Origin of the sequence: Aeromonas sp. sif2416, assembly GCF_019218665.1 — a bacterium.
Lineage (GTDB): Bacteria > Pseudomonadota > Gammaproteobacteria > Enterobacterales > Aeromonadaceae > Aeromonas > Aeromonas encheleia.
In genome coordinates, this window is sequence record NZ_JAHUXC010000007.1 from 181,457 (window position 1) to 204,345 (window position 22,889).

The 22,889-nt window shown below is 57.7% G+C and carries 19 protein-coding genes; 1 reads left to right on the forward strand and 18 read right to left on the reverse strand.

Annotated elements, in window-relative coordinates:
* Positions 1-189: 189 nt before the first annotated feature.
* The 5 genes from KW821_RS14680 to KW821_RS14700 form a co-directional block, all read right to left on the reverse strand.
* The gene (locus tag KW821_RS14680) at positions 190-1,290 is read right to left on the reverse strand and encodes a dihydrolipoamide acetyltransferase family protein (RefSeq protein ID WP_218291963.1); all 1,101 of its coding nucleotides are present in this window, start codon (positions 1,288-1,290) and stop codon (positions 190-192) included.
* Entirely contained in the window at positions 1,287-2,270 is a 984-nt protein-coding gene (locus KW821_RS14685; protein ID WP_218291964.1) for an alpha-ketoacid dehydrogenase subunit beta, read from the reverse strand. The genes KW821_RS14680 and KW821_RS14685 overlap by 4 nt, the downstream gene beginning before the upstream one ends.
* Complete coding sequence (gene pdhA / locus KW821_RS14690; RefSeq protein ID WP_218291965.1) at positions 2,263-3,360, reverse strand: pyruvate dehydrogenase (acetyl-transferring) E1 component subunit alpha; 1,098 nt, start codon at positions 3,358-3,360, stop codon at positions 2,263-2,265. The genes KW821_RS14685 and pdhA overlap by 8 nt, the downstream gene beginning before the upstream one ends.
* A 271-nt stretch (positions 3,361-3,631) precedes the next feature.
* Entirely contained in the window at positions 3,632-4,645 is a 1,014-nt protein-coding gene (astE, locus tag KW821_RS14695; RefSeq protein ID WP_218291966.1) for a succinylglutamate desuccinylase, read from the reverse strand.
* Between the two features lie 275 nt (positions 4,646-4,920).
* Positions 4,921-5,130, reverse strand: coding sequence for a DUF1127 domain-containing protein (locus KW821_RS14700; protein ID WP_042654918.1), 210 nt, complete (start codon positions 5,128-5,130; stop codon positions 4,921-4,923).
* 523 nt (positions 5,131-5,653) lie between these two features.
* On the opposite strand from KW821_RS14700, the gene KW821_RS14705 reads away from it, so the two are divergent.
* The gene (locus tag KW821_RS14705; RefSeq protein ID WP_218291967.1) at positions 5,654-6,547 is read left to right on the forward strand and encodes a DNA replication terminus site-binding protein; all 894 of its coding nucleotides are present in this window, start codon (positions 5,654-5,656) and stop codon (positions 6,545-6,547) included.
* A 132-nt stretch (positions 6,548-6,679) separates the two neighbouring features.
* On the opposite strand, the gene KW821_RS14710 is transcribed toward KW821_RS14705, so the two are convergent.
* The 13 genes from KW821_RS14710 to KW821_RS14770 form a co-directional block, all read right to left on the reverse strand.
* A complete protein-coding gene (locus tag KW821_RS14710) occupies positions 6,680-10,522 on the reverse strand; it encodes a DEAD/DEAH box helicase (protein WP_218291968.1) in 3,843 nt (1,280 codons plus the stop codon).
* Positions 10,523-10,742: 220 nt separating this feature from the next.
* Positions 10,743-11,396 (reverse strand): YceH family protein, encoded by a 654-nt coding sequence (locus KW821_RS14715; protein WP_218291969.1) that lies wholly within the window; start codon positions 11,394-11,396, stop codon positions 10,743-10,745.
* Positions 11,397-11,692: 296 nt separating this feature from the next.
* Positions 11,693-12,145 (reverse strand): glycine zipper 2TM domain-containing protein, encoded by a 453-nt coding sequence (locus KW821_RS14720; RefSeq protein WP_218291970.1) that lies wholly within the window; start codon positions 12,143-12,145, stop codon positions 11,693-11,695.
* A gap of 179 nt (positions 12,146-12,324) precedes the next feature.
* The gene (locus KW821_RS14725; RefSeq protein WP_256353486.1) at positions 12,325-14,043 is read right to left on the reverse strand and encodes a PglL family O-oligosaccharyltransferase; all 1,719 of its coding nucleotides are present in this window, start codon (positions 14,041-14,043) and stop codon (positions 12,325-12,327) included.
* Positions 14,044-14,140: 97 nt separating this feature from the next.
* A complete protein-coding gene (locus KW821_RS14730) occupies positions 14,141-15,211 on the reverse strand; it encodes an LPS O-antigen chain length determinant protein WzzB (protein WP_218291971.1) in 1,071 nt (356 codons plus the stop codon).
* An 8-nt stretch (positions 15,212-15,219) separates the two neighbouring features.
* Complete coding sequence (gene rfbC, locus KW821_RS14735; RefSeq protein WP_218291972.1) at positions 15,220-15,762, reverse strand: dTDP-4-dehydrorhamnose 3,5-epimerase; 543 nt, start codon at positions 15,760-15,762, stop codon at positions 15,220-15,222.
* A gap of 52 nt (positions 15,763-15,814) precedes the next feature.
* A complete protein-coding gene (gene rfbA / locus KW821_RS14740) occupies positions 15,815-16,720 on the reverse strand; it encodes a glucose-1-phosphate thymidylyltransferase RfbA (protein WP_218291973.1) in 906 nt (301 codons plus the stop codon).
* A 39-nt stretch (positions 16,721-16,759) separates the two neighbouring features.
* Positions 16,760-17,677: a dTDP-4-dehydrorhamnose reductase gene (rfbD, locus tag KW821_RS14745; RefSeq protein WP_218291974.1), complete on the reverse strand. Its 918-nt coding sequence runs from the start codon at positions 17,675-17,677 to the stop codon at positions 16,760-16,762.
* A gap of 6 nt (positions 17,678-17,683) precedes the next feature.
* Positions 17,684-18,961: a sugar transferase gene (locus KW821_RS14750; protein ID WP_256353487.1), complete on the reverse strand. Its 1,278-nt coding sequence runs from the start codon at positions 18,959-18,961 to the stop codon at positions 17,684-17,686.
* Entirely contained in the window at positions 18,954-19,730 is a 777-nt protein-coding gene (locus KW821_RS14755; protein WP_218291975.1) for a glycosyltransferase family 2 protein, read from the reverse strand. The genes KW821_RS14750 and KW821_RS14755 overlap by 8 nt, the downstream gene beginning before the upstream one ends.
* Positions 19,731-19,733: 3 nt before the next feature.
* Positions 19,734-20,999: an NAD(P)/FAD-dependent oxidoreductase gene (locus KW821_RS14760; protein WP_218291976.1), complete on the reverse strand. Its 1,266-nt coding sequence runs from the start codon at positions 20,997-20,999 to the stop codon at positions 19,734-19,736.
* Positions 20,996-21,784, reverse strand: coding sequence for a glycosyltransferase (locus tag KW821_RS14765; protein WP_218291977.1), 789 nt, complete (start codon positions 21,782-21,784; stop codon positions 20,996-20,998). The genes KW821_RS14760 and KW821_RS14765 overlap by 4 nt, the downstream gene beginning before the upstream one ends.
* Position 21,785: 1 nt before the next feature.
* Positions 21,786-22,811 (reverse strand): hypothetical protein, encoded by a 1,026-nt coding sequence (locus KW821_RS14770; protein ID WP_218291978.1) that lies wholly within the window; start codon positions 22,809-22,811, stop codon positions 21,786-21,788.
* Positions 22,812-22,889: the final 78 nt, after the last annotated feature.

Here is a 22,889-nt window from a genome sequence, read left to right on the forward strand (position 1 = left end):
AAAATAATTACTTAATGCTTTTCAGCGGGTAAAGCTCAAAAATGGGATTAACTTATGAACAACAGGGAAAGATGCAAAACATCATACTCATTGACATAACTAACGCCCTTTCAAGCTGGTTTAGATTATACGTGCCTTTGTTGATTACGCAACCAAATTTGCACCCTGCCAGGGGCAGGGTGCAATCGCTTACGCATCCGCCGCTTCCAGTGCCTGAACCAGGACTTTGAGGAAGCGCGCCGCCTCGCCGCCGGTGCAGCCGCGGTGGTCGAAAGTCATCGACAGTGGCAGTGCCCGAACCGGCCGTGCCTCCCCGTGGATGAAGACCACTTTTTCAAACAACTTGCCCGCCCCTATGATGGCCACCTGTGGCGGCGTGACTATGGGACTGGCGTAGCGACCCGCGATGGCGCCGAAGTTGGTGAGGGTAATGGTCGCCCCTTGCAACATCTCCCGCGGCACGGCTCGCGCCTTCACGTCGGCGATCATCCGGTCCAGCCCCTGGCGGATATCCGCCCTCTCCCGCTCGGCCACGTTCTCCATCACCGGCACATAGAGCCCGTGTTTGGAGTCAACCGCGATGGCCACGTTGACCTCCCTGAACAGCCGTCTCGACAGGGTATCCCCGTCAAACCAGGCATTCATGGAGGGCTCGGCGCGACAGGCCACACCGATGGCCTTGATGAGGCGCACTGTGACGTCCTCATCGGCCCGCCAGTGGCGCAAGTCCACCTCGTCGGTGATGCTGACCGGCACCACCGTCTGGTGGGAGAGCTCCATCGCCTTGGCCATGGCCCGGCGCGAACCCTTGAGGAACTCGTTGCCGCTGCTCTGCAGCGCTTCGAAGGCGGTCTGCACATCCTGCTCGGTCACCATGCCGGCATGGCCGCTGCCCTTGAGCCTGTCGATGTCCAGCCCCAGCTTCTGCGCCAGCAGGCGCACCGCCGGCATGGCCTGCACCAGGGAGCCTCCGGGCGCCATGGTCCCCACCACGAAGTGATCCTCGATGTGTTGCTGATGGGCGCTGACCTTGCCCACCACGGTGCCATCGTCTTCGCCCCCTTCAAACTCCACCAGCGGCGCGCCGATATGGAGTATGTCCCCCTCCTGGCCGCAGAGTCGGGCGATCACCCCCGCCACCGGCGAGGGCACATCCACCAGCGCCTTGGCGGTCTCCACCGACAGCAGCACCTGATCGACACTCACGGTATCGCCGGCACTCACCTTCCATTCGACGATCTCGGCCTCGGCCAATCCTTCGCCCAGATCCGGTAATTTGAAAAATTTCATGACCATTTCTCCATCAGCTGGTGAGCCGCATCCGCAATATCCTGCTCGGTGATGAGGTAATACTCTTCGTTGCGATAGTAGGGCACGGCGGCATCCACCCCGGTGAGCCGCTTGGGCGGCGCCTTGAGGCTGGTAAGCGCCTCCTCGGTGACCCGCGCCACTATCTCGGCACCGACCCCGAAACTGCCGCACGCCTCGTGCACCACCAGCAGGCGGCCAGTCTTGCGCACCGAGGCCAGAATGCTCTCCATGTCCAGCGGCTTGATGGTGGCGAGATCCAGCACCTCGCACTGGATGTCCTGCTCCGCCAACAGGGCGGCGGCCCGCATCACCTCCTGGATACAGGCGCCCCAGGCAACTATGGTGAGATCCCGTCCTGGCCTCAGGGTGAAGCAGACATCCAGCGGCAGGCCGACGCCGTCATCTACCACGTCCGACTTCATGGAGCGATAGATGCGATCCGGCTCGAAGAACATCACCGGATCCGGGTCGCGGATGGCCGAGAGCAGCAAGCCATATGCCCGTCTCGGGCTGGAGGGGATGACCACCCGCAGGCCCGGAATATGGGCGAACAGCGCCTCGACGCTCTCGCTGTGGTGCTCAGGCGAGTGAATGCCGGCGCCATAGGGCGAGCGGTAGACGATGGGACAAGAGAGTCGGCCACGGGTGCGGTTGCGCATCCGGGCCGCCTGGCAGATGATCTGCTCCATGCCGGGGAAGATGAAGCCCTGGAACTGGAACTCGGCCACCGGCTTGAGCCCCTGGGTCGCCATGCCGACCGCCACCCCGGCGATCAGCCCCTCCGCCAGCGGGGTGTCGATCACCCGCTTGAAACCGAACTTGTCGCGCAGGCCCACGGTGGCGCGAAACACCCCGCCGTTGACCCCCACATCCTCACCCAGCACCACCACGTCGGGGTCGCGCTCCATCTCATGGTGCAACGCCAGATTGATCGCTTCGAGCAGTGTGATGTCACTCATGATGTGTCTCCCCGCCGTGCAGCTGCATGCCCTTGGCGATGATGCGCTGGCGCTGCGCCCGATAATCCTTGGGCAGCTCGGCAAACTGGTAATCGAGCACGGTTTCCGGCGCCTGCCGTATCGTGCTCTCGTAAGCGGCGACGGCTCGCTCGACCTCCCGGCTGGCCTCCGTCAGCAGCGCCTGCTCCTGATGCTCGTCCCACCAGCCCTGCCCGGCCATGAACTGGCGCAGCCGCTTGACCGGCTCCTTGGCCCAGGCGGCTTCCACCTCGGCGGCATCGCGGTAGCGGGTCGCATCATCGGCGGTGGTGTGATCCCCGAGCCGGTAGCTGATGGCCTCGATCAGGGTCGGCCCCTTGCCGGCACGCGCCCGCTCGACGGCGGCGCGGGTCGCCTCATAGACAGCCACCACGTCGTTGCCGTCGACCTGAATACTGCGCACCCCGGCCCCTATCCCTTTCTGGGCCAGAGTGGGGGCGCTCGACTGCAACTTGCGCGGTACCGAGATGGCCCACTGGTTGTTGTTGATGACCATCACCATGGGCAGATGCCAGACGCCGGCGCAATTGAGCCCCTCCAGGAAGTCCCCCTTGGAGGTGCCGCCGTCGCCTATGGTGACCACGGCGACGCGGGGCTGATTGCGCAGCTTGAAGGCAGCCGCGATGCCGGCGGCGTGGGTGATCTGGGTGGCGATGGGAACGCAGATGGGCAAGTCTTCCGACAGCTCGCCATCGGCCTTGTAGAAAACGCTGCCCCGTTCATCCCCACCCCAATACTGCAGGTTCTGCTCCATGGGCACGCCCCGCACATAGAGGGTGGGCATGTCCCGGTAGTAGGGCACATAGACATCCTGAGGCTGCATGGCGAGACCGACCCCAATCCCGACCGCCTCTGCCCCCAGGTGGGAGGGAAAGGTGCCGAGCTTGCCGGTTCGCTGCAGTGCAATCGCTTTCTTGTCATAGCTGCGCACCATCACCATGTTGCGGTAGAAGGTGTGCAGGGTCGCCTTGTCCAGCCAGGTCGGTAGTGTCTCGACCGGGCGCCCTTCCTCATCGAGGTAGCGAAGGAAAGGGATGTCGACATGGGTCATAACTGGCTCCTTGCCGTTGTCAACGTCACCACCATGAGGTGACACCTGAAATGTAAACAACATGTTAAGCAAAGGGCAATGGGATTTAACCAGGTAAGACCAGTAGAAACTTCTTTAATTTCAGAAAGAAGATAAGATTTTCGGCGAGCGGAAACGAAGAAGGGAGCCCTTTCGGGCTCCCTGTCAGGGTGAGTTCGGGATCACTGCCATAATCCGATAGCCGCCACCAGCCGCCAGGGGCGCAGGTTCGGCGTGCAGAGGTAGGCTCAGATCACTCCCACAGGCGGGTCGGCACCACCAGCAGCATGGTGCGCTGACCGATGGCCACGCTGGCATTGGGGAACACCACCGCCTCCCGCGGTTTCTCTACCCTGTATTGCAGATCGCCGTCTTCTGCCAGCACAAACCCCTGGGGAAACTCGGTGAAATTGTCCACATCGCTGGCGAACAGGAAACGAAACTGCGCCGAGCGCTTGTTGATCACCCGATCGATGGCAAAAATCGTGAAGTCATCTGCCCGCCAGGGCTCGAGCACCACTTCTTCTTGGGTCACCAGCTCCTGCAATGCCTGCCGCGCCTCGATGAAGCGGGTCATGTCGTTCTCCCCAAACGGGCGCACCTTGCCGAGCTCCACCGTGAAGGCATGGGCACCATGCTGGTGCGAGCTGTAATAGCTGAAGGTGGTGGTCGGGCCGCTGGAGAGCAGTATGGTACGCACCCCGCAGGCGCCGAGGAACTGCACCTGCTCCTTGCAGTGCGGCCGCTCGTGGGGGAAGGGGTAGACCGCAAACTTCTCGTGACGCGAGCCGCGGATGGCGGTGTGCAGATCGTAGTGATAGCGGGGCCTGGCGGGATCGGCGAAGAAGCGGCTCACATGTTGCTCCAGCTCCATGGCGCGGATCCGCTCCCTGTTGCAAAGTCCCTCCCCCTTGCTGTGGGCGCCGGAGAAGAGCCGGTTCATGTTCTCCTCCACCTCCCGCAGCCCCAGGTTCATGGCCGCCGGGTTGCCAAACAGGAACAGCACCCGGTGGCGAGCCCTGAGCTCCCCGCTGAGCAGCCGGCTCAGCAGCTGGTTGCAGATCTCGATGGGGGCTGTCTCGTTACCGTGGATGCCGCAGGAGAGCACTATGTCCTTGCGTCCCCCCGACCCATTGGCGGGCTCCAGGCAGAGCACGCCGGTGTCCCACACGCTCACCCGGGTGCCATCCGGCAGATCGAATGCAAAGGGATAAAGCTGCCATTCGTGGCGGCGGGTCAGGGCCAAAAAGTCATGCTGGGGAATCATCCGTCTCACCCTCTTGTCTGGAATGCTATGGCCGGATTATACCCAAGGCGGGCAGGCTTAAAATCGATTTTTAAACAAATTCAAACAGTAAGGATACAAAGATGGCGATAGCTGGTGACAAGTCGAATTGCACGGGGAACAGATGAGGGAGATTTCAGGACTGAGGCTGCAAGGGGAAAAACGCGTCATGGGGCTGGGTGGCAAGGCGCCACATCGGCAAGCGGGATGCCAGAATACGGGATCAGCAGAAAAACGAGGCATCCATGCCCGGCTGATCAACCACGCCAGAACGGCTTGGTGGTCTCTTGATAGCGGTCGGCTTCGTTCAGGCCGATGTCCTTGAGCAGATAGGCGGGCAGCTCGGAGAGCTGGCGACGGCTGCGGCTGCGTTCCAGCCAGGTCACTACGGTCGTTTTCACGCGAGCAGCCAGATTCGATTGGCTGGAATGCTGATAACCGGCTTCGGTATACGTCATGTTGGCCATGATATGGCTCCTCTCTCTAGTTCTGCGCAAGGCTCGGATTTGATGCGCAAAGCTTAGTCAGGCGGAGGGGGTGGCTCAATTGACGAATTTTGATACAACACATGAGTAAAACTAATGGTTGATATGGCCAACCACCAAGGCATAACCGATTGATTCTAAATGATTAAATTGTGGTCTCATTTCCCTGCATGACCGGGCAGCATATTCTCCTGCATGCGCTACTTCTAACTATGCAGTTTCCAGCAGTAGCTATGCAGACCAGGTATTTCGGGGCGGATGCTGTCACGGGGCATTCACATCCAGTTGTTAATCAAGAGATCTTTTATTGATCCTTATTTAACAACCAGATACAAAATATACACCCTCAAATGGCTACCATTTTCAGGCCGCACCGAATCCTCATAACAGGAGACACTTGGCGCGCTTTCGGCATGCTGGTATGGTTATTTATACAGTAGTTTAGCCATGCATCCCGTCGGCCTCATTGCGAGGGCCGGATCGGATGCGATCACAGGATAAGCCGATGGACACCTTTACCCCGACCGCCGCCTTGCGTCAACAGATGGAGGCCCTCGAAGCGGCGCTGGCCCGCCTGGCTCAGCAGTTGAGTCGACTCCCGCTGCAAGAGGGCCATGTCTATCCCCTCCCCGCCGTGCCGCAGGGGGAGGAGCACGATCCCATCGCCCAAATAGAGGTCGGTTATCTGGGGGGCGACGCGGCGCTGGCCGCCGCGATCGCCGCCTATCAGGATCACAGCGCCCGCCCCGGCTGCTCAACCAAGGCGACCCACCGGCTGCCCGGCTGGCTGCGCTTCCCCGCCGCCAGCGCCAGCCTGCTGCGCCCGCTGCTCGATGAGATCAACGCCCACAAGCTCGCCTTCAAGGCCCTGGTGCAGCAGGCGGGGGGACGGGACGAGAAGTTCGAGCTGGTACACCAGGCGTTGCCCGGGGTCATCACCCTGCAGGTCTACCGCAAGCTGACCCTGCTGGAGGGGGAGCTGCACTCGCTGGGGTTCACCTGGGCCGACAAGCAGAGCATCAGTCGCCTCAGCTGCGAGCAGGTGCTCGAGATGCTGGAGCGCAGCCGCCGCTATATCCCGGCGCTCTCCAACAACGAGGAGTGGAGCAAGATGGTGGATCAGGAGGTGTATGACATTCGCCGTCTGCCCGCCGATGCCGAGCTGCGGATCCGGCGGCCGGTCAAGACCCACCCCATGATCAACCTGCTCTGGCAGGACAGGGAGCCGCGCAAGCAGCAGCTCAAGGCGAGCCTGCCGCTGCTGCTCTGCTCGGACACCCCGCCCAGCGTCACCCACCTCGGCCACTACCCGCCCAAGCTGCGCCAGGCGCGGCGGGATCGCAAGATAGGCGGCGAGGCCATCATAGAGCGGCTACACCTCTATCGCTATCAGGGCTAGCCGCTCCCTCAGCCAGACATATTGCAGAGATGCCCTGACGCTGGAAATGAGCGCCCTGAAGCACTGAAAAAAGACGAGGGGGATGATCACCAAGACCATCCCCCTCTCGCACACAGGCAACCACCGCCGTCATCAGCTCATCAGCAGGGCGCGCAGGCTCTCCACATCCAGGCCACGGACCTCGGACTGACCGCTGAGCAGGCCATCGGCCAGCGCCCGTTTCTCGTCGTGCAGCGCCACTATCTTCTCCTCCACCGTCTGCTCGCACACCAGCCGATACACGGTCACCGGCTGGGTCTGCCCCATCCGGTGGGCCCGATCGCTCGCCTGATCCTCCACCGCCGGGTTCCACCAGGGATCCAGGTGCAGCACGGTATCGGCCTGGGTCAGGTTCAGACCGGTGCCACCGGCCTTGAGGCTGATGAGGAACAGCGGGACAGGTTCGTGACGGAACCGCAGGATGGACTCCTGGCGGGACTTGGCGGAGCAGCCGCCGTCCAGATAGCAGTAGTCCCACTGCTTCTGCTCGATGCGGGCCCGCAGCAGGCTCAGCAGATCGACGAACTGGCTGAACACCAGCACCCGATGACCGCCGTCGATGGCCTCCTCGAGCAGCCCCATGGCCTCGTCCAGCTTGCTGCTGGTCTGACTCCACTCCGGCATCACCAGCTTGGGGGAACAGCAGAGCCGGCGCAACCGGGTCAGGCCGCTCAGCACGTGCATCAGGGCACGGCCATCGGCGCTCTGCACCTGCTGCACCACCTCGCGCCGGGTCGCCTCGTAGAGCTGGCGCTCCTCGGGGGAGAGGCTGATGTGATGGATGATCTCGGTCTTGTCCGGCAGCTCGGTCAGCACCTGCTGCTTGAGGCGGCGCAGGATGAAGGGGCTGATCACCGCCCGCAGCAACGCCATGTGCTGGGGATCCTTCACCGCCTTGCCGAAGCGACGCTTGAACTCGCCGAGGCTACCGAGCAGACCCGGGTTGATGAAGGTGAACAGACTCCACAGTTCCCCCAGGTGGTTCTCGATGGGGGTGCCGGAGAGGGCCAGACGAAAATCTCCCTCGAGCTGGAACAGCAGCTTGGCGCGCTGGGTGCCGGCATTCTTGATCTGCTGGGCCTCGTCCAGCACCATGCTCGCCCAGCGGCGGGACTTGAGTGCCTGCGCCAGGCTGCCGAGCATGCCGTAGTTGACTAGGATGATCTGGCCGGCCCTGGCATCGCGGATCAGCCCTTCCCGCTCGGAGGGCTGCTCGAACACCACCACCTCCAGCTCGGGGGCGAAGCGGGCCACCTCCTCCTGCCAGTTGGTGACCACTGACTTGGGCACCACCACCAGCGCCGGGCCGAGATGCTGGCGCATGCGCAGCACGACCAGCGCCTGCAGCGTCTTGCCAAGGCCCATATCATCGGCCAGACAGGCACCGAAGCCATGATGGGCCAGGGTCGCCATCCAGCGCACCCCGTCCTTCTGATAGTCCCGCAGCGCCGTCAACAGCTCGGGGGCACAGTCCACCTCCTGCTGCCACTCCTGCTGCAACGACTGCCAGGCATCATCCCCTGCGGTGGTCACCGCCGACAGCAGGCGGGCCAGCGGATAGGCCAGCTTGTTGTTGATGCGCTGATCGGCGTCCAGCATGGCACCCAGCATGGTGAGTCGCTCCACCAGCTTGTCGCTCAGCATCAGGCTGGTCTTCTCGTCGAGCTGGACGGTGCGCTGACCCGGGGTCAGCTGGCGCAGGATGAGGCGCAGGTCGAGGATCTGGTGCTCGTCCAGCGCCAGGGCCCCTTCAATCTGGAACCAGTCCTGACGCCGCTCGATGCGCAGGCTGAGGGCCGCCTCGTCGAGGCTCTTGAGGCGAGCGCTGTCCTGATGCCAGTGAATGACCACTCCGGCCTCCACCAGCTCGGGCAGCGAGTTGACCAGGGTCAGCGCCTGCTCACCTTCCAGCTTCCATTCGTTGCCTGGCAGCCCGATGGGCAGCTGGTTGCGCAGCAGTTGGGCCTCGCCCTTCTCGGCGGCGAGATCCCGCTGCCAGTAGTGATAATCCCTGACTCCCTGCCGCACTATGGCCTCCCCCTTGCCGAGCGGCAACGGTGGCAACTCCCCCTGCCGGGTCACCAGCTGAACCACCAGCTGGCCATCCTGCCAATCCAGCTGGACCGAGGGCACCCCGGGCCAGGGGGCGAGTTCGGCATTGCCCTGCAGCCCCGCCACCTGGCTGTGCCACGGCAGCTCGGGGATAGCGTCCAGGGTGCGTTGCAGCTCCGCCAGTCCGGCCTCGGGCAACAGGGGGATGGACTCCAGCGCTGGCAATCTGTCCAGCAGCGCCTGCGGGGTCAGGATGAGCTGCCACAGGTCCTGCGCCAGGGGCACTATGTGCGCCCCGCGCGCCGCGGCAAGCGGGCTCAGCACGGCGCTCATGCCCTGCTCGGTGGCCACTATCTGCAGCAAGGGGGCACTGATGGCCAGTTGCAGCTTCTGCCCCTTGGCGTTGAACAGGCGGGGGTGATCGGCGAGCGGTGCCCAGGCCTCCCGCGGCAGCTTGCTCATCACCCGTGGCAGGGTGCGCACCAGCGCCCAGTCCGCCTCGTCGAGCAGGGCGGCATACTGGGTGGAGAGCAGGGCCGGATCGACCCGGCGGCCGGCGGTCCACTCCCCCTTGGTGCTCTGCTTCTGGATCTTGCACTCCAGCTCGGGGCCATCGGCATGGAGCAGCCACACCAACCGCTCTTGCGCCTTGCGCACGCCGCTGGAGCGCCCCAGCCCCTGCAGCCAGTTCAGCCAGCTGGCCGAGGCGGGCGTCTTGTCTTCGTCATCCTGCTCATTGCTCACATCTACCTCAGCGGCGGCGCGCAGCCGCTGCAACGGGGCGTGCTGCGCCCCCATGCCCAGCAAGAGTCGCAGCAGATCCTGACAGAAGGCCATCAGGCGGTGACGCGGGCTCGCCTCCAGCACATGGGAGAGATCCCACTTGTGCAGGATGGCCACCTGGGGGCTCTGCTCGCCGTGCCGCGCGAGGGCGCAGAGATCGAGCCAGAGATAGCCCCAATGGAGCTCCTCCAGCGGCAGTTGCAGGGTATCGAACAGACCGACCGACTGGCCGTGGCGATCACCGGCCCACTGGCCCAGCAGATCGCTCAGCAGCGGGAAATGATTGCCCAGACTGCGCTGCCACTTCTTGCGCTGCTCGCTGGCGAGCACGGGATCGGCCTGTTGCAGCCAGCCCAGCCAGAGCAGGGCGCTGAACAGCCGGGGCCAGGGCTCTTGCGCCGCCGGCGCCTGCCACTGCCCCAGCGCGCTGAGCAGCCGCTCGGCCAGGGGTTGCTCTCCCCCCCGCTCGGCCAGCTGCTGCAGAGCCGGCCAGTAAGTGGTTACCTCGCCGTCCGGCGCGCCACAGAGCCAGCTCCACTCCGCAGCCAGCGTCCCGACCCGGCCCGCCAGCGCAGGGGCACAGGCCGCCGTGACGCGCGCCAGCGGCCAACCGTCCTCGGGCTCGGCGTCGAGCAGGGTCTGCAGGGCGAAATGCTCGAGCAGCAGCCCTTGCCACTCGGGGCTTGAGCCCGGCAGCAGGCGGTGAGCATCGGGCAAGTCCAGCAGGCTCAAGAGCTCCGCGCTCTGGTAATAGGCCGGGATCTGACCCGCCTCCCCCAGGCAGAGTTCACGCACCAGGGCCTGCGCCAGCTCCTGGCCGGTGACCGAGGGGACCCGGGTCCAGTCCGGCATGGGGCATTCCCCCGCCCGTACCGCCAGGATCAGGGCCAGAGTTCCTTCCGCCGTCAGGCTCCACTGCTGCTCCCCGCGCAGCCGCACTAGCCCTTGCTGCTGCAGCTGGTTCAGCCGATCAGCCAGCGCCAGCCCGGGGGAGTGCTGCGCGTGCAGCGTCTCCTGCAAATAGCGGGTACTGGCGGCGCGCTGCAGTTGCAGCTCGCTGAGCAGGGCATGGCAATCCGAAGAGAGGGTGAAGGCTGACATCAGAACTCGCGGGCAGGTGCAAAGGCGGAATTTTAACGGGAAAGCGGCGGCGGCTCGACCCTTAACCGCGAATTAGTACAAAAAAAAGCGCGGGGCGCATAAAACGAGGGGATGAAACGGGCAGAGCTCACCGCCATGACGAGGTGAAGAAGAGCGGGAATGCCCACCAAAGCGCCATAAAAAAAGGCGCCTGAGCGCCTCTTTGCAATGACGGGATGATTCAGCCTTCCAGCTGGGCCAGCCGCGCCTCCAGGGCCTGTAACTGGGCCTTGAGGCTTTCTACTTCCTCTTCCAACACACTCAGTCGATCGGCGGCGGGAGAGGCAGAGTGACTGGCGGGGACGGCCTCGGCCAGCGCCTGCAGATCGATCTCGCCGCTGAACAGGTGGGCGTAACGGGATTCCCGCTTGCCCGGCTCACGCGGCAGTTTGACCACATAGGGCCCCTGCTCGCTGAGATCGGCCAGCACGGCATCCACCTGGGTCACATCATCGAAGCTGCACAGGCGGTTGGTGCGCGAGCGCAGCTCTCCCGGGGTCTGCGGGCCACGCAACAGCAGCTCGCAGAGGATGCCGAGCGCTTGCGCCGAGAATTTCAGCTCGCCGAATTCGGTATTGCAGAAGCGGTGTTGATAACGGGGCACCCGAGCATTGAAGCCGGCGGTGTTGACCACCAGCCGACGGCGGATCAGTTCATCCACCACGGCGCGGATATCCAGCTCTGAAAGCTCCAGCACGGGTTCGCGGTTGCTCTTCTGATTGCAGGCATTGACCAGCGCGTTGAGAGAGAGGGGGTATTGATCCGGCGTGCAGATCTCTTTCTCTATCAGGCAGCCGATCACGCGCGCCTCGAGTGGGCCTAGTACTAACTCCATTTCAACCTCCCTTGCCAAACGTTAAGGGCCTCATCTTAACCAAGGCGCCCTCGTCGTCCAGCAGAGAAACCTGTTTTTGCGAGCCGGTGAAAACCTTGATGAAACATCGCACAATCCAGAAGGCGGCACCCGGTGAACTGCCAGCCTCTTTCGAGGCTTGGTATTGGTTTGATCAGAGTCGCACATCAACCGTACTGAACCCGAGTGGTGCCATAGCCCGCAGCCGTGCCCTCCTCTCCCCGGTTTATGCTCGCCATGGGACACGGCCTGGATGCCATGACCGAGCAAAGCCCGCCTTAGACCGACTTGTCGACCTGGGTGTCCGTCCCCGTGGTCAAGATGCGCACCTTGTCGCCCTTGTTGAAGATGAGATTGGGATCGTTCTCCTGCACGACGTTGAGCAGTTTTCCTGCCTGAGTCTTGATCTGCAGCTCGACCGTCTGCTTGCCCTGGGTGGTGCCCTGCTCGCTCTGGCGACGGCGTGAGGCCTCGGCCCCCGCGACCGCCCCCACTGTGGTGGCGACGGTCTGGCCGGAGCCACCGCCGAATTGACTGCCGACGGCGGCCCCCAGGGCGGCGGCCCCTATGGTACGCAGCGGTCGGGCGCCCTGATGAGTGGCGGTATTCGCCTGGGTGATGATGCGGCTCTCCTGCACTGTCCCGTATTCCACCTGGCTACTGGAGCCGGCCATGCCGGGTGAACTGATCAGGATGAGCAGGCTGGCGGCGATAGATGCTATTTTCTTCACGATGTCGACTCCGATGACAAAGGCGCCCCGGCGTTGGGCACCTGGCTTGCGGATGGCTGCTAATTGCTGCCATTTTTTCAAGAGACTACACCGCCAATCCTGACTGTGAGCTTGCCCGAAACGAAAATGGCGACGGCCTTGTCCTTGTCATCAAACCAGAATAAATCCTTGGCACAACATCAACTTGACGGCTTGCGCTCCAGAGTCGCCGCGACCGACTTGGCCGCCGAGCCGGTGAGCAAGGGCTCACCCGGATAGAGCATCAGTGCCTGAGTACGCAGGCGCTTCGCCTCCTCCTGCCGCCCCAGCGCATCGAGGGCTAGCACCATGTTGGCGTAGATGTTGGCTCTGGGGGTGTGGCGCACGAACTCCTGCCCCCAGTCGAGATACGCCTCCAATTCCTCCTGATTGTGGGCCTGCAGGCCGACCATCAGGCGCACCGCATTCACGTCAAACTCCACCCGGGTCAGCCAGGCCATGGGGTTGACGATGTCCAGCAACAGGGTCGGCTGCTTGTAGCCGCCACGCTCATACTTGGTCACCACCCAGGCGGTATGAATGGCCGTGAGCATGAAGGGCACCACGACCAGTGGAATACCGATGGCCAGGAAGCGCAGCAACAGCCAGGGGCGATAGACATATTCCCGCCAGTTGGCGTGGCCAAAGGCCTGCGCCCCCTCCTCCACTTCCGCATCCAGCACATAGATGAGCAGCAACAGGGCCCACCACAGGGCGATGGCGTGGTAGAGGGGATACTCGGTCTGGGTGTGCAGCAGGATGGGCGTGATCAGGGCCAGCAGCGACAGGCCCTGTGGCCAGCCGGTCTTGGTCAATCGCCACAGCAGGGTACCGGCCATCAGCAGCATGCCGAGCATGGAGGCAAGCCCCCCTTCCACCGCCCAGTAGAGAAACTCGTTGTGGGGGTGATCCAGGTTGTATTCGATCTGCACCATGGCGGGATTCTGCGCCTTGTCGGCCATGTAGTGCTGCAGGAAGACGGGCTCGAAACTGCCATAACCCCAGCCGGTCCAGGGCGCCTCGGCGATCAACTTGGCGGCATAGGGCCAGTAGATGGAGCGCATGCCACCGGACTGATACATCTCCAGCCCCCGCTTGGCCCCCGCCATCCCGTATTGGGATGCCAACCCCAAGGCGATGCCCAGCCCAACCAGCCCCAGTACCCGGCCTAGCTGCCGCTGGCGATAGAGCTGCGGCGCGAGCAGGAGCAAGGCCAACAGCCCGCCGAGCTGCCCCACCCGCGACTGCAGCACCACCAACAGCAGGCTGGCGGCCAGGATCACGCCATAACGCAGCCCCTTAAGCCAGCCGTTGGCCTGCCCTCGCAGCTCCAGCCAGATGGCAAGGGATAACCCGGTCGCCATGAAGCTGGCCATCACATTGGGTTGCTGGAAGATGCCGTAAGGGCGATTGGTCTGGGTGTCATAGCCGAGCCAGTTGCCCGGCGTCAGCAGGTAGTACTGCACCAAGCCAAGCAGCGCCTCTATGGCCACAGCCCCCAGCAGCAGATAGAGCAGCCGGTCACGCGCCTCGCGAGCCAGTTGCCACTGGTAGAGGCAGAACAGAAACAGCAGACCGGCAAACAGCCCTAACAGCCGGGGAATGGCATAGTCTTTGAATTCGAAACCGGGATAGGCCATGGGCAGCAACAGCAAGCATCCACCGAGCCATAGCCAGGCCTGCAATGGCGAGAACACCAGCCTCTGTTGCAGCGTCACCTGCCACAACCCCAGGCCTATGACGAGGCTGGCAAAGATCCAGCCCCAGGCATTGAATGGCAAATAGAGCCCGGCTCCTCCCGGGTTGTGCATGAAGAAATGCATGCCCAGCAGCCAATAGAGCACACTGACCATGCCAAAGGCCTTAATTGTTACCTTCATCTTCCCTGACCCCCACGCACTCAGATTCATAGCACCATCACCAGCATCCCAAGAAGCAAAAAGGGGGCTGAGCCCCCTTTGATTCACTTAGCAACGATTACGCCTGTTCTGGCCTGCGAAAGGCATGGCGAACCAAGACAATACCGACCCCCAGCATGCCACCGAGCAAGGTGGCCAGCACCACAATCAGGGGACGCTTGGGCTTGTCCCGGCTCAGAGGCTCGTCGGGTGTATCTAAGTAGGAGAACGGCCGGAAGCTTATTCCTTCCAGAGATACGCCTTTCAAACGCGCTATCTGCACTTGCAGAGACTGCAACTTGGGTTGGTAGAGCTCAAGGTCGATAGATTTAAGTAAAGACAACTTCTCTTCTAGCCCCTTGGAGCCAAGCGAGATGGAGAGACGCTCCTGAGTGTCGTAGTTTTCCAGTGGCGCGGCGACACCTGCCGCCTTGGCCACTCTGTTGGCCAAGGCCAACTCGGAAATCTCCTGTTGCAGCGCGCGCTTGGTATCATCCTGCATTATCACATAACGGGTGCTCATATCCTCAAGCTGCAGATCACGCTGCTCACCGAGCCGATGGACCAACTGCTGTTGTTGCAATTTAACGATATAGTCGACATATCCCTCCAGCATCGCCAGCGAGCTCTCGGCGGTGGGAGCGGCAAAGGTGAGCGCAACTCCCGGCGCCTCTCCCTTCTTGTCCACGGGCTGAGCCGTCACCAGCTTGCCCCAGGTGCGCAACCAGAGCCGTTGTGCCTTATCATCCAATCCCAGCTTTTCTGCCTGCTCGGCAAACAAGGGGCTGACCTTCAGGTAGGTCCGACGGTTCTCGTAGGCGTTGAATTCCTGAATAAACTCCTGATAGAGGCTCTTGCCCTCAGGAAATCCCGCGAACCCCAGCGCCGCTGCCTGCATCGCCACTTTTTGCATCGGCATCAGATCTTCTGGTTTGGGCTCTGCAATCACTGCAGTGGCAGACCACTGCTGGGGCGCTGTCAGCGCGTAGACCACACCGATCAAGGCAAACACGCCAGCAACCAGCAGGATCAATATTTTCTGGCGCCACAGCACAAGGACCAGCTCGCGCAGATCAATCTCATCACCCGTTGAGGCCTGCCAACCCTGCGGCAATTTATTATCTGAATTATCGAATACCTGTTTGTTCATACGAAGCTCTAAAGATGAGGTTTTTTCCAAAAAGGGGCGTTACGGTCTTTGTCAGACAAAATTAATGGCACATTTTCGATCAAGGGCCACGCAATAGCTAGCATAGGATCTGACCAGTTGAGAGAACCTTCGAGCTGAGGTGCATAATAGTCAGTACATTTGTACAACACATGGGCCCATTCGCTCTGCACATAAAAACCATGAGCAAACCCTGGGGGAATCCACAGCGATGTGGCCTCCTCTGCCGAGAGTTGCAACCCAACCCATTGGCCGCAAGTTGGGCTGCCAGCTCGAATATCGACCGCCACATCGAAGATAGTGCCAGTAATTACCTGAACCAACTTGCCCTGCGGCCTATCCCTCTGAAAGTGCAGACCACGGAGCACTCCCTGCCGAGAGCGACTCAGGTTGTCCTGAACGAAGCAAACATCACCACATCGCTGCGTCAAGGCCTGATGGCGAAACAGCTCCATGAAACCACCGCGATCATCCTCATGATACTGATGGCGGATACAAAGCACATCTGGAATATTCAATGGAATAAATTGCATATGTCTTGTCTTAGAAGAGGATGTTGTATGTACCGCCCCATCCATAGCGTATTCAATCCCAACTGGGCGGGCTTTTGCCAAAGGGGATTTGCAACAAGCGCAACAAATAACTGCCATACCCGCTTTTGGCAAGGGGCAGTGCCAACTGCCTAAGTTGCTCATCGGAAATCCAGCCACGACGCCAGGCTATCTCCTCAGGGGCCGCCACCTTGAGCCCCTGCCGCTTTTCCAGGGTCTGAATGAAACTGCTGGCCTCTTGCAGACTATCGTGGGTGCCAGTGTCGAGCCAAGCCGAGCCGCGGCCCATAAAGCAGATCTCCAGGCTCTTCTCCTTGAGGTAACTCAGATTAAGATCCGTGATCTCCAGCTCCCCCCGCCCCGAGGGGCGCAGGGTTTGGGCGATCTTGCTTGCCTGACCATCATAAAAATAGATGCCTGTCACCGCGTACTGACTCGGAGGGGAGGCAGGCTTCTCAACGATCGCATGCACCTGCCCATCATCATCAAATCCCAGTACGCCGTACCGCTCTGGATCCTGCACATGATAGGCAAATAGGGTCGCACCTTCAGTTTTCTCACAAGCCCGCTGCAGTTGGCGAGGCAGCTCGGTACCATAGAAAATGTTGTCACCCAGAATAAGGCAACAGGGGCTGCCAGACAGGAAAGACTCGCCAATCAGCAGGGCTTGCGCCAATCCCTTGGGCTCTTCCTGCACGGCATAACTGACATTCATGCCCCACTGACGTCCATCCCCCAACAACATCTTAAAACGAGGCAGATCCAGCGGTGTGCTGATGATCAGGATCTCACGGATGCCCGCCTGCATAAGGGTTGACAGGGGGTAATAGATCATGGGTTTGTCATAGACAGGCAAGAGCTGCTTGCTGATGGCCAGGGTCGCCGGATAGAGACGAGTGGCAGATCCGCCGGCCAGAATGATGCCTTTACGTGTCTTCATGGCACACCTTGAGTTAACGGGTGAAATAGAGTGACGGTGTTATGGGAAGAGACATGTATCCAGCGCAGCAGGAGCGGAGCTTTGACTCGTCAACCAGATGATCAGTTCCTCCCGCCAAGGAGACGAGGTGATGCCAAACACCGTTGAAAACAAGCGACAATCGAGCCGGGAATTCAAGGGACGGCGTGCCTGCTGTGGCCACTGCTCGGAGAGAATGGGATGAACTGTGACCGACTGCGCCAGCAGCCCTAGCCGATGCGCCTCCTCGACCAAGGCCAAGGCAAAACCGTGCCAGCTGGTCTCCCCCTGATTGCTTAAATGGTAGAGCCCAGCCTTGGTGGGCGAGTGCAACACTTGCGACAACGCCATCAAGCTCATCTTTGCCAACCAGCCAACCTGGGTCGGAGCCCCCCACTGATCGGCGACGACACGCAGAGGCAGTCCCTCCTTAGCACGGTGGAGAACAGTACGAGCAAAATGCGCCCCCCCCCCACCATAGAGCCAGCTGGTGCGAAGAATCAGATGATGGGGGCATAGCTCCCGAATCACCTGCTCACCGGCATATTTGCTGGCACCATAGACATTGAGGGGCCTTGGCTGATCCACCTCGGTCCAGGGTCTGGTCCCACTACCATCGAACACATAATCAGTGGAAAAGTGCACCAGTAAAGCACCCAGAGCTTGCGTCTCCCGGGCCAGCTCCATCACGGCCCTATGATTAACACGATCTGCGAGATCGGGTTCAGACTCGGCATGATCGACCGCCGTATAGGCCGCCCCATTGATGATCACATCGGGATTGTGATGGCGCAGAGCGAGCACCAAGGTGCGTGGTTTTGTGATATCGCACTCATCTCGCCCCAGAGCAATCACCTCCCAATAGGGGTACTCACGCCACAGGACGGAAAGAAGAGCTTGGCCCAACTGACCACCTGCTCCCAACAGCAAGATACGCATTCGGGATCACCGTGCCCCGAAGCCGGTCAAGATGGTACGAATGGTTTTGAACACGATGAGCACATCGAGCCAGAGCGAGAAGTGCTTGATGTAGTAAAAATCATGCTCAATCTTGATGCGAGTATCATCGGCATCGGCAGCATAGCCGTGCACGACCTGCGCCCAACCGCTGATCCCCGGTCGCACTATGTGTCGGTACATGTAAAAGGGGATCTCCCGCTCGAACTGATCGACGAAGGTACGCTGTTCCGGCCTTGGCCCGATCAGGCTCATGTCCCCCTTGAGGACATTGAAGAACTGGGGCAGCTCATCGATGCGTAGTTTGCGGATCACCTTGCCCACCCGGGTGACGCGCATGTCACCGTCCTGAGCGAACTGGGCACCGTGCTGCTCGGAGTTCTGGCACATACTGCGAAACTTATAGATCCGAAAATCCTGATTGCCCTTCCCCACTCGGTTTTGCAAGAACATCACCGGGCCCGGGCTCTCCAGCTTGATCAACACAGCTGTCACCAGCATTAGCGGCGAGAACAACGGAATCGCAATCACAGCAGCCAATATATCCATGCCTCGTTTGATAAAGGCATATACAGGAGACGGCAGCAAGGAGCCAAGCTGGTTCTCATGGAGGTGATCGATCTTCACTCGACCGGTAAGCGTCTCGCTAATCTGCTTGATGTGATACACGGGAATATGGGCCAAGGCGCAGCGAGCCAAGAAACGTTCCCACTCTCCAGCCAGGTTTTCATCCCGTAGATCGGCTACCACGGCGTCATAACGAACGGCCCCCAGGTCTGGTTTGTCCAGCAGACGCCACTGCACGCTGTGGTGGCAGGTCAGAGGCTGATAGTCGCCAAATGGGAGCAATGCATACTTAGGCATTCGGTAGCGACGGCCGATAAAATAGGCAAGCCAACAACACAGCAGAGCCACCACATATGACTCAAATAGTACCTGCCTACTGTAAGGCAAGCGCAAAAAGAAGAGAATTCCAACCTGCAAGCCGTACAGAGTCGTAACAGTCGGGATCATATAAGCGACCGGACTGGCTCCGGGGTAACGTAGGAAGCGATGGAGCACAATCCCAGTCAGCAGGAAAGCAATAAATGCCCCCGCCAAGGTATTGACTCTTACCGCATCAAGAGAATCCCAGAACTCCCACCCCCAACGTTCAATGGCAGGCAAGCACACAGCTAACAAGGCGCCAAAGAAAAATAGCGAAATAGGGTTGAAAATAATCAGCTCATACCAGCGAGAATGCCTACGTTCAGGACTTTTAGTCAAAACGCACTCCTTTGATCTTGTTATTAATGAGCATAGAGATGGCTGTAAATGCATAGTGCAGCCAATAGTAAAGTGCTGGTAACAAAGGCAGCTTGAGAATTTTTCTGTAGATATGCCACTGCCATGATGCTGCCTTCAATTTATTGGAGGAGAGCGACCCCTCTGTACGTCGATAATAGGCCAGTGATTGCTTGACACAGTATCCGCGCTTGGCATTGGCCATGATCTCGAGCCACATGACATAATCTTCATGCCCTATTCGCTGCTGGGTGAAAGAGCCAAGCTTGTATCGGTTATAAGCACCAGTCAGGTTGCCGATGTTGTTGCTCTTGAGCATGTCACGATAGGTAAAATTTTCTTTTCTCTGACATTTTCCAACGATGTTAGCAATCTCGCCAGAGAAAATGAAGTAATCGGAACAAACAACATCATAGCCATTGAGAAGGTAATGACGTTGGGTTTCAAGCTTCTGCGGATGCCAGATGTCATCACTATCCAGAAAAGCAACATACTCCCCGTCGGCCATGGCGATCCCCTGGTTGCGTGCTGCTGCAACACCGCCATTCAGAGGCATTTGATGGTAGACCAGTCGCCTTTCCTGACGAGCATAGGTCTCGACAACCTCCCGAGTGTTGTCACTTGATGCATCATCGATGACATACAAAGTCCATGAAGGACAGGTCTGCGCCAATACAGATTCAATGCTCTGCCCTATGGTTGCCGACGCATTGAACGCCGGCATTATGATGGAAAAATGATCAGGTTTCATAGTTCAGGCGATATTTTTGGCGACCGAAATGGCATCTAGCATGGAGTCTTCGATGGAACAGTATTTCCAATCCCCGTAGCGACCAATGGAGTAGATCCCCATATGCTCGAGTTTGCCTTTCACCTCATCCTTCATGGCCGAAAGCTCACTGTTGACATGTACATAAGCGGGATCCATAACAATGTGGCACGACGAGAGCAAGAGGTGGTCGTCAATAATGCCTGCATCCTTGAGCCCTTCCAGGGTTGCCGCAAGCTGTTCATCTACATTGATATCACCGTTCGGTCCATAACCAATCTCGACGTACAGACTCAGCCGCTCGTCATCCAGAATATTGTTGTAAAAACCGACCCGGTAGAAATTGTATTTTTTCTCGGGGAAATAGGCCCAATGCACCTCGTTGTAAGATGAGGCCTTGTCAAACCCGAGGTTGAAGACCAACACCTTGTTCCAAGAGAGACGATCCACAAAATGCTGATAATCGATGTCATCAATACTGGAGAGAAAACGGTTCAAAGGCATCGAGTTGATGAGATAGTCATAGGAGATGCGACGATGAGTCGTCACAGCCATCTTTGCCTTGGCATCGATCGATATCACTTGCTCACGCAGGAACACCTTTTCGGCTGGCAAATCCTGGGCTAGTGCATCAACAAATACCTTGGCTCCTTGCTTGGGGTAAAGGAAGGTGGAGTTGTAACTCCCCTGATACTGCTGCTTGAAATTGCGAATGATCTGCTCAAGATTGGCATAGGGGAAGAAACGCCCCATGGCATCAGTATCTAGAGAGTTCAGATCGCAAGCGTAGAGTTTCTCATTGTATGGCTTGAGGAATTTTTCCGTGATGGATTTGCCAAACTTGCCATACAGCATGTCGAGGAAGGAGGCATAGGTTTCTTTCTCCTCACGGAAATAGAGATCGTAGAAACACTCGATAAATTCTTCTTTTTCCAGCTGATGAATGTTTGTCTGGAATGGAAAGTCTACCACGCTCTCTTTGTAGAAAATCTTGGTGACCTTATCCTTCAGCACAAAAGCATCATCGGGAATTTTACTCTTGAAAAAGGATTTCACTTCTTCATTGGCAAAATGGAAAAAGTGTCCAGCATAATCCCAGATGAACCCATCTTGATAAATGGTTCGGCAGAAACCACCCAGCTCGTTTTCTTTTTCCAAGAGGATAAAGTCATCATCTTTCACCAGATTGGCAAACATCAGCCCGGAGACACCACCACCGACAACCAGATACTTGCAGTGATTATCGCTCATTTCATATCCTCTTTGATAAATTTGATGGAGCCTTGGAACATGGTCATCAGAAACTTGATAAAACTATAACGGTTGGAATATTCACCATATTTCTTTAGAGAAAACACCAGATTGAAGAACATGCCTTTCAACCCGAACAGCCTGACGAATGCCGCGCCCTTGGAAGTAACTAGATGATCATTGAAATCAGTGCCTGAGCTCTCGGCTGGATGGATAACGATAGGGATCGGCAGGTAAAGCAGCTTGAGCCCTTTATCCATTGCATCTTTCAAGAAGATGATCTCGTCGTGCACACGATATTTGCTACCCAGGCCAAAATTGGTATCCATTGACAGACCAGCCTCTAGTATGGCGTCACGGCGAAACGCGATTTCGATTGAGGCACAGCGCAGAATGGAGCGCCAATTGTGCCACTGGGACTGCTGGGGGTAACCCGCATTGAACGGATTGCCTTCCGGGGTGACTATCTGGAACGTGATGATATCTGCATCCGGGTGCTGCTCGAATGCATTCAATAATATCTTTTCCATCCCGTCGACATAACCAACATCATCATCTGCAATCAAGCAGATATCACCCGTCGCATTTTTCAATGCCATATTTCGGCTATTGGATGAACCACGTTCTTGGCAAGAAATCATGGTGACGTTATTTTCAATATCAATTTTATCTGCGTCACATTGATTAACTAACAGCACCGTTGCGTTTGTGTTTTTATAGTTCCAATCGATGTCCAATATCGAATTTTTGTGCATTGTTGCCATTAGTATTTGAATAGATCTCATTTCAACCCCTCGAGTTCTCACCACTCATTTTAATCATACCATTTTCATTTAAAAATAATTTAGGTATCGCAATGACAAATATCGCAAATAAATACGCATCCCATGACTGGAAGAAAAAAATTATATCTGTCCCTGCTCTAATTAGAAAACAAAGTAAAAATGACAACAATATAACATCTCTCCTTTTTAATAAGGATACAACACTAAACACAATAATTGAAATAACAATAAAAGAGTAGAGCCCTAAATTCGCATACATTTTAATAAAACTATTATGTGGATTATCTGAACCATTTGCTAAAAATCTGCAAGAGTTACTATCAAAAGCATCCAGACCTAGAAAAAAAGAATCAAATCCAAATTCTGAATAATAACAACTTATAACATTAAGTCGACCACTATCGCCAAGCCCACCTACGGACAACCGCCTCAGTGTTCCTAGACTATCGAGCGCATAGCTATAAATTTCATTGCCGTGCAAGAAGAATACATAGGAAAGGGATACTAGTACTAACGCAGCCAAAATCAAACCAACGGTAACGTTTCTAATCCATAACTGGTACATCCACCCAAATATAACGACTGTAAAAGATAATATTGCGGAACGGCTATCACTAAACAGAACAACTAGAAATGTTAATAAAAACAGAACTGCATTTATTTTTTCATTCTTGCATGATATATACACAGTAAAGAGTGAAAATATTGCCAAAACAGATATGTAATTCCTACTGGAAAAACTGAAAAGATCAGTATTTAAATCCAAACCAAGTAACATTGCTCGCCCACAATAGGCTATCACTCCTATACAAAATATCAATGCAGGAATAATCAACCTATCTCTATATAGAACAATGAGAAAACCAAACATTGGCATTAATAATGAAAAAGCTATATCGCCAACCTTGTATTTTTCACTAACAATTGTCGTAAAGGTAGAAAAGACAACCATTAACATTAAATAAAAAATGGAATAGAAATTAATATATCTATAAACATAGATACATGATATCAACCCGATAAACATATTACAGAACTGGAATAATATATTTCCATCCTTGACATACATAAATTGAGATAGAAAGAACAAGGAAATTAAGAGTGA